At 46.8% G+C, this 14,471-nt stretch carries 11 protein-coding genes; 3 read left to right on the forward strand and 8 right to left on the reverse strand.

The window, feature by feature from the left end; translation table 11 throughout:
• Positions 1–50 precede the first annotated feature (50 nt).
• A complete protein-coding gene (gene speB, locus K5609_RS01340; protein ID WP_221075649.1) occupies positions 51–971 on the reverse strand; it encodes an agmatinase in 921 nt (306 codons plus the stop codon).
• A 201-nt stretch (positions 972–1,172) separates the two neighbouring features.
• Between speB and K5609_RS01345 the strand changes: the two genes are divergently transcribed.
• Positions 1,173–2,300, forward strand: a complete 1,128-nt coding sequence (locus tag K5609_RS01345) for an efflux RND transporter periplasmic adaptor subunit (protein WP_246611927.1) — start codon at positions 1,173–1,175, stop codon at positions 2,298–2,300.
• Positions 2,297–5,383: an efflux RND transporter permease subunit gene (locus K5609_RS01350; protein WP_221075650.1), complete on the forward strand. Its 3,087-nt coding sequence runs from the start codon at positions 2,297–2,299 to the stop codon at positions 5,381–5,383. Before K5609_RS01345 ends, K5609_RS01350 begins: the two co-directional genes overlap by 4 nt.
• 69 nt (positions 5,384–5,452) lie before the next feature.
• Here the strand turns inward: K5609_RS01350 and K5609_RS01355 are convergent, their stop codons facing one another.
• From K5609_RS01355 to K5609_RS01385, 7 genes are read right to left on the reverse strand one after another with little or no spacing between them, the layout of a single operon-like run.
• Positions 5,453–5,995, reverse strand: coding sequence for a cupin domain-containing protein (locus tag K5609_RS01355; protein WP_016399829.1), 543 nt, complete (start codon positions 5,993–5,995; stop codon positions 5,453–5,455).
• A gap of 27 nt (positions 5,996–6,022) precedes the next feature.
• Positions 6,023–6,868: an ABC transporter permease subunit gene (locus tag K5609_RS01360; protein WP_016399828.1), complete on the reverse strand. Its 846-nt coding sequence runs from the start codon at positions 6,866–6,868 to the stop codon at positions 6,023–6,025.
• Positions 6,868–7,827 carry a putrescine ABC transporter permease PotH gene (potH, locus tag K5609_RS01365; protein WP_425514829.1) on the reverse strand — a complete coding sequence of 320 codons (960 nt, stop codon included), beginning with the start codon at positions 7,825–7,827 and terminating at the stop codon, positions 6,868–6,870. The genes K5609_RS01360 and potH overlap by 1 nt, the downstream gene beginning before the upstream one ends.
• Entirely contained in the window at positions 7,788–8,927 is a 1,140-nt protein-coding gene (potG, locus tag K5609_RS01370) for a putrescine ABC transporter ATP-binding subunit PotG (protein WP_221075651.1), read from the reverse strand. The genes potH and potG overlap by 40 nt, the downstream gene beginning before the upstream one ends.
• A gap of 60 nt (positions 8,928–8,987) precedes the next feature.
• On the reverse strand, positions 8,988–10,097 hold the full coding sequence (locus K5609_RS01375) for an extracellular solute-binding protein (protein WP_016399825.1): 1,110 nt from the start codon (positions 10,095–10,097) through the stop codon (positions 8,988–8,990).
• Positions 10,098–10,143: 46 nt separating this feature from the next.
• Positions 10,144–11,502: an aspartate aminotransferase family protein gene (locus K5609_RS01380; protein WP_221075652.1), complete on the reverse strand. Its 1,359-nt coding sequence runs from the start codon at positions 11,500–11,502 to the stop codon at positions 10,144–10,146.
• Between the two features lie 32 nt (positions 11,503–11,534).
• Positions 11,535–12,866, reverse strand: coding sequence for a glutamine synthetase family protein (locus K5609_RS01385; protein ID WP_221075653.1), 1,332 nt, complete (start codon positions 12,864–12,866; stop codon positions 11,535–11,537).
• Between the two features lie 234 nt (positions 12,867–13,100).
• Here K5609_RS01385 and K5609_RS01390 point away from each other — a divergent pair, with 234 nt between their 5' ends.
• Entirely contained in the window at positions 13,101–14,471 is a 1,371-nt protein-coding gene (locus tag K5609_RS01390) for a glutamine synthetase family protein (RefSeq protein WP_221075654.1), read from the forward strand.

Genomic DNA, 14,471 nt, shown 5'->3' on the forward strand with positions numbered 1-14,471 from the left:
AACAGAGGCTTGCTGGCGGCTTGCGCTTGATACGCTGCAATGCTTATTAGTTACCCATGTTTATTAGCCCATAAATGGAGTAATTCCACAGCAATGGTCGCTGCGGCCAATGCGGTCACTTCGCTATTATCATAGGCGGGCGCTACTTCTACTACGTCCATGCCGACAATGTTTAAACCCTTTAAGCCACGCAAGATTTGCAGAATTCGATTGCTGCTTAAGCCGCCAGCAACTGGCGTGCCGGTGCCTGGCGCGTAGGCGGGATCTAAACAATCTATGTCGAAGCTAAGATAAACAGGCAAATCCGCCACTTGCTTACGTATGCTTTCTACCACTTGCTCAATGCTTAAGTTATTAGCTTGGTCAGAATCGATGACCGTGAATGGGTGGCCAACTCGCTCATACTCGGTGCGAATACCTACCTGTACTGAGTGAGCGGGATCGATTAAGCCTTCTTTGGGCGCATGGTAAAACATGGTGCCGTGGTCGTAGCGGCTACCTTCACTGTAGGTATCGGTGTGGGCATCAAAATGCACTAAGGCTAACTTTCCATGATGGTGTGCGTGAGCGCGCAACAGGGGCAGAGTAACAAAGTGATCGCCACCAAAGCTCAGCATGGTTTTTCCTGCTTGCAATAGCTGCTTGGCGTAAGCTTCGAGCCGTTCTACAAATTGAGCTTGCTCGCCACAATCAAAGACTAAGTCACCGGCATCAACCAAACTCACTCGATCAAGCAATCTAAAATCCCAAGGCCAGCGCTTTTCTTCCCAAGCTAGGTTGACTGATGCGCGGCGAATGGCATCTGGACCCAATCGCGCACCGGATCGCCCGGTTGTGGCTAAGTCAAAAGGAAGACCTGTTATCACTACGTCGGCATCACTTTGCTCGGGACGATGATCTAAGCGCTGTCGTAAAAAGGTGTTTGCGTTGGAGTACAGCGAGTAATCAGGATGATCGGCAAGCGTGCTCATTATTTATTCCTTGCTATAAAATAGTTAACAATTCATTGTGAATTGCTTCTCTAATTACTACAAGTGTTTTGTATAAAATGACATAGCTAGCTTATTAGTAGAAAATAGCGGGCTAATTGAGCAAGCAAACACTAGACACTAAAGAGCACTCTTCCTACACTGAATGAAGCTCTCACTACTTTTAGTTACACGGACGTTTATATGCCTAGGCCATTATTTTCATTCACCTTTTTACTCATACCCCTTGCTTTGGGGGGGATGGCAGTGAATGCATTGAGTCAGCATGCTGTTGCCGCAGATGATGAACTGTTTGCCGACACTGCGGTAAATGTGCAACAAGTAAAAGCTTTTGTGCCGGTATTAAGTGAGGATTATGCAGTTGAACGGCAGTTTGTTGGGCAAGTTATAGCTAAACAACGTGCAGACATTGGCTTTGAACTAGCAGGTAAAATATCCAAAATATTCGTAGATGAAGGCGAACGTGTTATACAAGGCGATGTGTTGATGCAGCTAGACACTGAGCTGCTAGAAATTGAATACATAGACTTACAAGCACAACTACAACAATTAGCAGCAGATGCTGCTCTAGTTCAAGCTAACTTAAAACGGGTTAAGTCCCTTAAGAGCGACGGTTATGCCTCGGCGCAAAGTGTCGATGAGTTGGTTGCCCAGCAAAAATCCTTAAAAGCCAATAAAGCGCGTATCGACGCCTCAATTAAAGCTAATCGCACCCGCATTGAAAAATCCACATTACTGGCTCCTTATAACGGCATTATCGATAAACGAACGGTGTCGGAAGGTGCGGTAGTTGGTGCTTCTCAGCCAGTGCTCACGGTATTACAGCAAGGCGCCAACGAGGTAAAAGTAGGCGTGCCGGTGCGCTTGCTCGAGCAGGTTGATATGGTCACTCCTAAATCGGTGACAGTGGCTAAGCGTCATTATTCGGTAGATTTAGTGGCTGCGGGGGGGCAGGTTGACCCGGTTACTCGCACCGTACAACTGCGGTTTGCTTTGCCTGATAACGATAGTTTGGTGAGTGGGCAATTGGCCTATTTAAATGTGGTGGAAACCGTTAAAGAGCCGGGTTATTGGGTGCCCGTGAGCGCGATTACCGATGGTGTGCGAGGCTTGTGGAATGTATATGCCATTGTGGCGCAAAGTGACGGCAGCTTTAAGTTAGAGCGCCGTGATGTAAGTGTGCGATATGCCACCGAAGAGCAAGCTTTTGTGAGAGGCGCGCTGCAGGCTGGCGAAGCCATCGTTGCCACAGGCATGCACCGTTACGTGCCCGGACAAACTGTTAACCCAAGCAAGGCGCTTAGCCAATGATTGCAGCTATTTATAATAATGGGCGTTTAATTTCCTTACTTATAGCGCTTATTTTGGTGGCTGGCATGGGGGCTGTTAGCACCTTGCCGCGCAGCGAAGACCCTAAAATTACCAGCCGTTTTGCCAGTATTGTGACTCAATATCCCGGTGCGTCTGCAGAACGGGTTGAAGCCTTGGTGACCGAATTAATTGAAAACAAAATTCGCAAATTGCCAGAAATTAAACGGGTTCAATCCTCTTCTCGTCCTGGCTTTTCGGTGCTGCAAGTTGAGTTAAAAGATGAAGTCATCGATGTTGTCCCCGTATGGGCAAGGGTGCGTGATTTGGTGGGAGAACTCCCCCCCTTGTTGCCCTTGGGGAGTTCTGAACCAGTAGTCGATGATGATCGAGGTTATGCGTTTACCACCTTGGTTGCACTGCGTTGGACAGGCCCCGGAGATACCGATTTAGCTATTCTTGGCCGCTATGCTAAAGAGCTACAAAACCGTTTGCGCAATGTGGCAGGAACCGACTTTGTTGACTTACAAGGGCAGGGTGAAGAAGAAATACTGGTAGAAATTGAACCCTACCAAGCGGGCGCCATGCAGCTAACCACTGACCAAGTGTCGCAAATTATCGCCGGAGCGGACGCTAAGGTATCGGCGGGCGAACTGACTAACGACAATACACGAATGCAACTAGAGCTGGAGGGTGAGCTTAACTCGCTAGAGCGGATTAAGAACATCCCTGTGAGCAGCGCCGACAATGGTTATGTATTCCGCCTAGGTGATCTCGCTAAAGTCACTCGCCAGCTTAAATCTCCGCCAGAGCAAATTGCCGTGGTAGAGCGCGATTATGCTGTGGTAGTGGGCATTAGAATGCTCTCTGAATATCGGGTGGATTTGTGGAGCGCTCGAGTTAACCAAGCGCTGGATGATTACCGCACCATCTTGCCTAGCAATGTCAGTGCAGACATCATTTTTGAACAAGATGGTTACACCGCTAAACGCCTTGGTGAGTTAGTGGTTAACGTGCTGATTGGTTTTGCCATTATCGTGGTGGTGTTGCTGCTTACCTTAGGTTGGCGTTCGGCGCTTATTGTTGGTTTGTCCTTGCCACTAACGGTAATGTTTACTTTAGCCTGCATGAAGTTTTACGGTTTGCCCATTCACCAAATGTCGGTAACTGGCTTGGTGGTTGCCTTGGGCATTATGGTGGACAACGCCATTGTCATGGCCGACACCATTGCTCAAAAACGTCAGCAGGGAAAAAGCGGCTTACAAGCGGTTAAAGAGTCTTTGGCTCATTTATGGTTACCCTTGTTGGGTTCAACCCTCACCACCATTCTGGCTTTCTTGCCGATTGTATTAATGCCAGGGCCCGCCGGTGAGTTTGTTGGTGGTATTGCGCTTAGCGTGATTTTCTCGCTAATTGGTTCTTACTTTATTTCGCATACCTTGGTGGCTATTTTCTCGGGCCATTTCTTACCTTCTCAGCAAACCGCCGATCATTGGTACGAAAAAGGCGTGCAAGTTGCTTGGCTCAGCGGTGCCTTTAAAGCCTGTTTACGCACAAGTCTGCGCTACCCTAAATTGGCGATTATTGTTGTATCAAGCCTGCCAGTTTTGGGTTTTTACAGCGCTGGCAGTTTAACCGAGCAGTTCTTTCCGCCGTCTGATCGTGACATGTTCCAAATTGAAGTGTACATGGCGCCGCAGTCGAGTATTTATGCCACCGAACGTTTGACCGAAAAGCTAACTGAGCATCTATATGCTAAAGAAGGTATTAGCTCGGTGAGTTGGTTTGTAGGCAATAATGCACCATCGTTTTACTACAATTTGATGCTGCGCCAGCAGGGTGCCAAAAACTACGCGCAAGCAATGATTAAGACTGACGACTTTAGAGCTGCTAACGATCTTATTCCTAAGTTACAAGTCGAGTTTGATTTGCTCTATCCCGAAGCGCAAATTTTAGTCAGGAAGCTAGAACAGGGTCCTCCTTTTAATGCTCCGATTGAGTTGCGGGTTTATGGTCCAAACCTAGATAAACTTAAAGAACTGGGTGATCAATACCGGCGCATTCTTTCCGAGATCCCACACGTTACTCATACGCGCGCTACTTTGTTGGCGGGCACGCCCAAGGTGTGGTTAAAAGTTAATGAAGAAGCATCTCGCTTAAGCGGCATTGTATTAACCGATATTGCTGGTCAGTTACAGGCAAACCTACAAGGCCGTATTAACGGTAGTGTGCTCGAGGCCAGTGAGTCTTTGCCGGTGCGGATTCGTTTGGCCGATGAGCAACGTAAACACGTTGAGAACTTAGGTGATATAACCCTTACCAGCCAAATAGCCGGGAATATACCGCTAGCGTCTATTGCTGAACTAGATATTCGCCCCAGTCGCGGCGAAATACCGCGCCGGAACGGTAAACGAGTAAATACCGTAGAAGGTTATTTGCAAACCGATATTCTGCCTGAGCAAGTGCTAGAAGTATTTCGGGAACATCTAGAGCAAGCCGATATTCCGCTTCCCGCTGGATACAGCTTGGAGTTTGGTGGTGAAGGCGCCGAGCGTAATGAGGCAGTGGGCAATTTATTGGCCAGTGTTGGCATTATCGCGGTGCTACTGATTACTGTAGTGGTGCTGTCGTTTAACTCCTTCCGTTTAAGCTTCTTGATTATGATTACTGCGATTCAAGCGGCAGGTTTGGGTTTATTAAGTGTATTTATATTTAATTACCCCTTCGGTTTTACCGTTATTATTGGGCTACTAGGTTTGGTGGGCTTAGCGATTAACGCGGCCATTGTGATTGTCGCCGAGCTTAAATCCGATGCCAAAGCCTGCGCTGGCGATCATGAATCCATATGTTTTGGGGTGCTTAGTTGTACTCGGCATATTACTTCTACCACCATCACCACAGTGGGTGGCTTCTTACCGCTAATTTTAGAAGGTGGCGGTTTTTGGCCGCCGTTTGCGGTGGCCATTGCTGGTGGTACGGTGCTTACCACTATGCTGTCATTCTTCTTTGTGCCAGTGGTCTTTTCGATAATTGCCAAAGGCAAACGCAAAATCCCATCGGTAGGTGAACCAACAGTGGCGCATTAGTAAAGCCTCAATGATAAAAAAAGCCGCTAAAGCGGCTTTTTTTATCAGTATTTTTAGTCTTAACAGAGCTTAGAAAGTAGGTGGCGTCGCGGCGCTGATGAGCTCACACTCTTCCTTGCTTTTATTGCGAAAGCGATGTGGCTTACGGGTTTCAAAGTAATAAGAATCTCCAGCTTTTAGCACTTTAGATTTGCTGCCTACGGTAATTTCAATTTCTCCGCGGATTACAATGCCACCTTCTTCACCTTCGTGTTGAATAAACTCGGTGCCAGTATCGGCGCCTGGCGGGTAAATCTCGCGCAAAATCGCCAGTTGTCGGCCATTGTGTTTACTACCAACCAATAACATTTTGACCTTGCCGTCACCGAGGTCGGTAAGTTCTTCGGCGCTATAGAAAATCTTGTCGTCACTTTCCATTTCAAGGGTGAAAAACTCGCCCATTGAAATAGGAATAGCATCAAGTATTTTTTTTAAAGAGCCTACCGAAGGGTTAACTTGGTTTTGCTCAATTTGCGAGATCATGCTGTTAGTGACCCCGCTTAATTTGGCCAGTTCGCGTTGCGAAATGCCGCGCATTAGGCGAATACTTTTAAGGCGTTTTCCAACATCCATTAAGTTTTATTCCTCAAAATTCAACGCCTATTTAGCATTGCTAATCTTTAATTCTAGCAAGCGGCGTTTTTCTGCTTTGGCCATTAACCACCAAGCAATAAAAGTAGCGACAGATACTACACCAATAATCAGGGTAGCTAGGGCATTAATTTTGGGACTTACCCCTAACCTTACGCTAGAAAACACCACCATCGGCAAGGTTGTGGCACTTGGGCCGGATACAAAGCTGGCAATTACTAGGTCATCTAAAGATAAAGTGAAGGCCAATAACCAGCCGGCCACTAAGGCAGGAAGAATTGTCGGCAGGGTGATAACGAAAAACACTTTAAAAGGCGTCGCCCCCAAATCCATGGCGGCTTCTTCGATGCTTTTATCTAGCTCGCGTAAGCGCGAGCTCACCACCACCGATACATAGGCTGTACAGAAGGTGACGTGGGCAATCCAAATAGTTAGCATGCCGCGTTGGCTAAATAGATCAAATACTTGGCCTAAAGAAATAAACAGCAATAACAGGCTTAAGCCGGTGATAACTTCTGGCATCACCAGTGGGGCAGTAATCATAAAGGCAAAGCTGGTTTCGCCTCTAAATTTGCTATAGCGGGTCATCACAAAGGCAGCAAGGGTACCTAATACTACAGCTGCGGAGGCAGATAAAAAGCCAATGAGTAAGCTTAAACTAATGCCATTCATTAGTAGCGAGTCGTTAAACAACGCCCCATACCACTTGGTAGAAAAGCCACTCCACACCGTCACTAAACGGTTAGCGTTAAACGAGTAAGCGATAAGGCTTAAAATCGGCAGGTATAAAAAGGCCAAGCCAAGGCTGAGTATCAGCCACTTCCACTTAGTTTTGTAAACCGGGATCGCGTCCATTAGCTGGCCTCCAATTCACGTTTTTGATAACGATAAAAGAACATAATCGGCACCATTAATAGCAATAACATCACCGAAGCTACGGCTGATGCAACAGGCCAGTCACGGTTATTAAAGAACTCTTGCCATAGCACCTTACCAATAAGAATTGAGTCGGGCCCACCCAGTAACTCAGGGATAACAAACTCACCTACAGCGGGAATAAATACCAACATTGAGCCTGCGATAATGCCGGCTTTTGTTAGTGGCAATAGCACTTTGAATAATACAGTTAGGGTGGAGGCACCTAGATCACGTGCCGCTTCTATCAGGGAATAATCAACCCGCATAAGTGCGGTGTATAAGGGCAGGATCATAAACGGCAAATAGGTATACACAATGCCAATATAAACCGCTGTGTCGGTGTGCAGTATTTGTAGCGGTTCATCGATAACACCTACGTAGAGCAAGATGTTGTTTAAGAAGCCATTGTTTTTAAGAATACCTATCCAGGCATAAACCCGAATTAAAAAGCTGGTCCACGAGGGGAGAATAATCAGCATCAGCAGAATATTTCTGTTTGCTGGGCTGGAATGCACGATGGCCCAGGCCATTGGAAAGCCGATAACAAAACACAAAAAGGTGGAAATCGAAGCAATGCGTACCGACTGCAAGTAGGAGCTAATGTAGAGATCGTCTTCGATTAAATAGCCATAGTTGCCTAAGTTGAGCAGTATTTGTACTTGCTCATCCACCATCGTGATTAACTCACTATAGGGAGGAATGGCAATCATTGCCTCGGCAAAACTGATTTTAAAGACGATAAAGAACGGCATTAAAAAGAATAAAAATAGCCAAAAGTAAGGCACCGCCATAATGGCGCAGCGCCCACTTGGCACCCAGCGATGAAGCCTTTGTTTAAGTTTATTGCTAAGCATGGTCATATTTTGAGTACCACGCAGCTGTCGGCTTGCCAGCATAAGTACACTTGGTCTTCCCAAGTTGGCATATTGTTGCGGTGGCGGCTGCTATTAGGCATAGCGGCGGTGACCCGTTTACCACTGGCTAACCGCACATAGTAAATAGACTGATCGCCAAGATAGGCGATGTCTTCTACCTTGCCTTGGCATACATTGTTATGGCGCCCTTTAAGGGTTTTGAAAATACTCATTTTTTCAGGGCGAACAGCCACCATGAACGGAACGCCAGGAGCTGATGATACGCCGTGATTTAAGCTAATCGGGTAACCAAGCTCTGGGCTGTCAATAGTCGCGCTGTCGTTATCATTGTCACGCAACACTCCCTCAAATACGTTTACAGAGCCAATAAACTCGGCACTAAAACGTGAGTTAGGGTATTCGTAAATTTCTTCCGGCTCGCCCACTTGAATAAACTGGCCGCGATTCATAATGGCAATGCGGCTTGCCATGGTCATGGCTTCTTCTTGGTCGTGAGTTACCATTACACAGGTAACGCCAACCTTTTCTAGAATATCCACTACTTCAAGCTGCATTTGACCACGCAGGTTTTTATCTAGTGCACCCATCGGTTCGTCTAACAGTAACAGTTTTGGACGTTTAGCTAGGCTACGTGCCAGTGCCACGCGTTGGCGTTGCCCACCCGATAATTGATGCGGTTTGCGGCGAGCGTAGTCTTTCATGCGCACTAGCTCGAGCATCTTAGCTACGGTTGCGCCAATTTCATCTTTGGGCAACTTGTCTTGTTTTAGGCCAAAGGCGATGTTTTGTTCCACGGTCATGTGGGGAAATAGCGCATAGGATTGAAACATCATATTCACTGGGCGCTGATGTGGAGGTACGCCAATCAGCTCTTGGCCATCGAGAATAATTTTGCCAGCACTGGGCTTTTCGAAGCCAGCTAACAACCTTAGTAAAGTGGATTTACCACAACCCGATGCACCTAATAAGGCAAAAATTTCGCCCTTGTTTATGGTTAGGCTTACGTTGTCTACAGCTATTGCGCCGTCGTAATCTTTACTTAAATTTTCAATCTGTAACAAAGGTTCCGGGACTTTTTCGCCATCAACAGGAAGCTTTGAAATGTGTGACACCGCAGCCATTGCGGATCCTCCATAAAGAATCAAAAACGCACTTGCCACCCAAGGGTGGCAAGTGATTACTTAGTTTTGAAGAAACTTAGTCCAAGAGCGTGTCAGAGTTCGAGACGCTTTTGCTGGCATTACCTTGGCTCCATATAATTTAGCCAAGGTTTCGTCACTTGGATAGATACCCGGATGTTCAATAATTTCTGGATCAATAAACTCTTTAGAGGCAGGCGTTGGGTTGGCATACCATACGTAGTTAGAGATCTCCGAAATTACCTTAGGTTGCAGTAAAAAGTTAATGAATTTGTGTGCATTATCTTTATGTGGTGCATCCGCTGGAATGGCCATTAGGTCAAACCAGGCTAAGGCCCCTTCTTGCGGGATAACATACTCAACCACTACTCCGTTATCGGCTTCGGCAGCACGATCTGAGGCTTGCAGTACATCACCTGACCAGCCAATGGCCACACAAATGTCACCGTTCGCTAAGTCGTTAATGTATTGCGAAGAGTGAAAATAAGTCACATAAGGGCGTACTGATTTGAGCAGTTTGTAAGCCTCGCCAGTGTCTTTGTAGTCGTTCGGATCAACACTGTTTGGATCTTTACCTACGTAATGCAGCGCTGCTGCAAATAACTCGGTAGGAGCATTTAAAAATGCTACTCCACAGCTTTGTAGTTTTTCCATGTTTTCTGGCTTAAATACCAGATCCCAACTATCTACTGGGGCGTCGTCACCTAATACTTCTTTAACTTTGTCTACGTTGTAACCTAAACCTGTGGTTCCCCAAAGGTAAGGCACTGCATATTGATTATCCGGATCTGCAGTTTCATCAAGCATTGACATGATTTTATCATCTAAGTTGGCGTAATTACTCAACTTTGTTTTATCTAATTTGATAAACGCACCAGCCTGAACTTGGCGGGCTAAAAAGTCTGAGGTTGGCACCACAATGTCAAAACCGGTTGAGCCGGAAAGAATCTTGGCTTCAAGTACTTCGTTTGAATCGAATACATCGTAAACCACTTTAATGCCGGTTTCGGCTTCAAACTGGGCGATGGTATCTTCGGCGATATAGTCAGACCAGTTGTACACATTAAGTACTTTTTCTTCGGCTGCCTGCAGGGTAAACGCGCTGGCAGTTAACAGGGAGGCTAGGGTTAGGGTAAAGCTAGCGTTTTTCATGTTGTTCTCCAAATCCTTGTGGTGATTGCTCGTACTGCTTCGCGGATTAACTCAATGCCTGCAGAGTGTCATCCAAACTTTGTTTTGCCAGTGTAATTAACTGATCGACTTGTTGTTTTGTAATAACCAATGGGGGTGAAATAATCATGGTATCGCCGCAAGCGCGCATGATAAGCCCATTGTTTATGCATATATCGCGACACACACCGCCAGCGCCTTGCTCTTTGCTAAAGCGTTGCAGGGTGTTTTTATCGGCAACCAGCTCTATGGCTGCCACCAAGCCTTTACTGCGAGCCTCGCCTACTAAGGGATGGCTGGCTAGTTCTTGCCAGCGTTGGGCTAGGTAAGGGGCTATTTCATCACGTACATGGCTAATAATGTTCTCTTGTTGCATGATGCGAATGTTTTCAATGGCTACCGCGCAAGCTGCCGGGTGGCCGGAATAGGTAAAGCCATGGGCAAATTCAGTATCGGCTTCGGTTAGGCCTTGAGCGACTTTGTCCGACACCATCACTGCGCCCATTGGTAAATAGCCAGAGGTAATGCCTTTAGCTAAACACAGTAAATCTGGCTTAATGTTATAGGTTTGGCAGGCAAACCATTCTCCGGTGCGGCCAAATCCACAGATCACTTCGTCTACTATCAACAAAATATCGTATTTGTCGCAAATGCGTTGAATCTCAGGCCAATAAGAGTCGGGTGGAATAATTACGCCACCGGCACCTTGAATAGGCTCGGCGATAAATGCCGCCACCTTATCTTCGCCTAGCTCTAGAATTTTTTGCTCTAATTGCTGAGCACGCTCTAAACCAAACTGTTGCGGATCTTGGCCTTGACCTTCTTCAAACCAATAAGGTTGATCGATGTGGCTAATATTGGGCAATGGCAAGCCACCTTGGGCGTGCATAAAGCCCATGCCGCCTAAGCTGGCACCTGCCATGGTGCTGCCATGATAAGCATTGTTGCGACTAATGATTTCTAGTTTGTTGGGCTGGCCTTTGCTGGCCCAATAATGGCGCACCATGCGCACTACGGTGTCGTTACACTCTGAACCTGAGCCGGTAAAAAAGGCATGGTTTAAGCCCTCTGGCGTTAGTTCGGCTAGCAGGGTAGATAATTCAACCGCGGGGCTGTGAGTCGTTTGAAAAAACAAGTTGTAGTAGGGCAGCTGCTGCATTTGTTTGGCTGCGGCATCAACTAACTCTTGGCGACCATAGCCTAGATTTACACACCACAAGCCGGCCATGGCATCGAGCAACTTATTGCCCTCACTGTCGTATACAAACACACCTTCGCCTCGTTCTATCACTCGAGCTCCCTTGGCATTTAACTCTTTAAAGTTAGTGAAAGGGTGTAAACAGTGGGCGCTGTCTTGTTGTTGTATCGTCAATGTTGCTGTGCTCATTTCGCCTCCTTGTGGCTGAGTTAACTCTGGGTTTATACGTTGAGTAACAAAAACTCACGTTCCCAAGAACTAATGACCTTGAAGTAGGTTTGGTATTCCTTACGTTTTACTGCCACGTAACAGTTCACAAAGCGCTCACCAAGTATTTCCTTGAGTTCCTCGCATTGCTCTAACTTAACTAATGCTTCTTCTAAAGTGCCGGGCAGGGTGTAACGGTCTTCACTCACATCACCAGTTTCTTGGGCGGAAGGAGTTAGTTGTTTTTTCATGCCTATGTAGCCACAGGCTAAGGTAAGTGCCATGGCTAGATAAGGATTGGCATCGGCACCGGCAAAGCGGTTTTCTACGCGGCGATTTTGCGGATCTGATAGTGGCACACGTAAACCCACGGTGCGATTGTCGATGCCCCATTGCAAATTAATTGGCGCCGAATCGCCAAACATTAAACGTCGATAGCTGTTCACATTAGGGGCATAAAAGGCAATGCTAGCGGGGGTAAATTGCTGTAAACCAGCAATAAAGCTTAAAAACATTTGGCTGTTGCTGCCATCTTCGTTAGCGAATAAGTTATTGCCATTGGTATCTACCAAGCTTTGGTGAATATGCATGGCGCTGCCGGGTTCATCTTCCATCGGTTTAGCCATGAATGTGGCATAAGTATCATGCTGTAAGGCGGCTTCGCGCATGGTGCGTTTGAAAAGGAATACTTGGTCACAGGCTAAAGTTGGCTCGCCGTGATCAAAGTTGATTTCCATTTGTGCAGCGCCAGATTCATGAACCAAGGTATCTACATCTAGGTTCTGTGCTTCGCAGTAGTCGTACATGTCTTCAAACAGCGGATCAAACTCATTTACCGCATCAATGCTAAAAGACTGACGTGCTGTTTCTGGTCGGCCATTACGTCCAATGGGTGGCTCTAATGGGTAATCCCAATCGAGGTTTTTCTTCACCAAGAAAAATTCTAGCTCTGGCGCTACAATCGGCTTCCAGCCTTCTTTCTCATAAAGGGCGAGTACTTTTTTCAGTACTGAACGTGGCGCCATGCCAATTAGTTGGCCTTGGCTGTCATAACAGTCATGGATAAGCTGGGCGGTAGGCTCTTTAGCCCAGGGCACAAAGCGCACGCTGTCGGTGTCTGGCTCAAGATTCATATCTTTCTCGGTCCAGTCAAACAAGTCATCGTCTTCTGGCCAGTCGCCTGTGACGGTTTGGTAGAAAATTGATTCAGGGAGGCGCATGCCACCTTCTTTGAGGTACTTGCTAGCTGGGATAATTTTGCCGCGGGCATTACCAGTAATATCGGGGATGAGGCATTCAACTTCGGTTATTCGGTTTTCCTCGAACCACTTCCTGACGTTATCCATATTCACCTGTCATAAGTCTGTTAAGTAAAAGGGGGCAGATGTTTGAGTTGCTTAGTTTTTACCCCGCACTATTAAGAATTGTCATGATTTCCCGCCAAAGTCAACAAAGTGTTAAATAAAAACTAAATATAGCCCCTTTTTTAGCTTAATGTGTATTTTAATTTGCATTATACTTAACACTGTGCTGTAAATTTATAGGGTTTTAGGGACGCTTTAAGCGAGGGACTGTTAATTATGTTGAAACACCAGCCACAGATTCAGCCAATCAGTATGCTTCAGCAGGTGGATGATTTTCTGGCAGCACATCCGCAATTAGAGAGCGTAGATCTGATGCTGTCTGACATGAATGGCGTGATCCGCGGTAAGCGTATTGAGGCGGCGTCTCTAGCGAAAATAGCGCAGGAAGGCATGTGTTTACCTGCCTCGGTATTTGCGCTAGATATTTGCGGTGACACCGTAGAGCAAACTGGCTTAGGCTTTGAGCAAGGAGATGGCGACCGTATCTGCCATCTGTTGCCAAATAGTTTGTCGATGATTCCTTGGAAAAAAAACGCCGCGCAAGCTTTGTTAACCATGCATGAGGTGGATGGCTCAGCCTTTTTTGCCGACCCTCGGCAACTGCTTAGCAAGGTATTGCAAGGATTGCATCAGCAAAATTTGTTTCCCTGTGTGGCCATTGAATGGGAGTTTTACTTACTTGATGCACGCAGTGAAAACCGTCAACCACAAGCGCCGCTGTTGCCAAAATCGCAGCAACGTATGCAGCAAACTCAGGTTTACTCTTTAGATGAACTCGATGAGTTTGATGAATTTATTCGTGATATTCAGGATTACTGCCATACCCAAAATATTCCCAGTGACAATGTCATTGCAGAATACGCTCCCGGGCAGTTCGAAGTCACTTTGCAGCATCAGCACGACCCGCTGTTGGCCTGCGACCAAGCCATTTTATTGAAACGAGCAATTAAAGCGGTAGCCAAGCAACATGGCTACCTAGCCACGTTTATGGCCAAACCTTATGCCGAGCACTCTGGCAATGGCTGCCACGTGCACATTAGCATGTTAGATAAGCAGGGCCACAACCTCTTTTCCACTGAACAGAGCTTGTTGGAATATGCTTTGGCAGGGCTATTAGACACCATGCCGCAGGCGATTGCTTTGTTAGCGCCTAATGCCAACTCATATCGCCGATTCCAACCAGATATGTTTGTGCCGCTTCAAGCCAATTGGGGCTGGGACAACCGCACTGTTGCCTTGCGCATTCCTTCTGGCAGCACCGAAAATACTCGCATTGAGCATCGCGTAGCAGGGGCTGATTGTAATCCTTATATTGTAATGTCGGCCTTATTGGTTGGGATTTCCTATGGCATTGAGCAGCAACGTGACTGCCCTAAAGCGGTGAGCGGCGATGCCAGCAAAGTGCCAGCGCCTGCCCTGCCTTGTTCTTGGCAACAGGCCTTAGCCGAATTTGAGCACTCTACTTTGTGGTCGCTACTCGGTGCCGATTTTAGCCATGTATACCATGCCAACAAACTTAACGAATGGCAGCGCTTTGAGGCGCAAGTAACCCCTCTAGAGCAGCAGTGGTATCAGCAAATGGTGTAG

This window comes from Agarivorans aestuarii (assembly GCF_019670125.1).
GTDB lineage: Bacteria > Pseudomonadota > Gammaproteobacteria > Enterobacterales > Celerinatantimonadaceae > Agarivorans > Agarivorans aestuarii.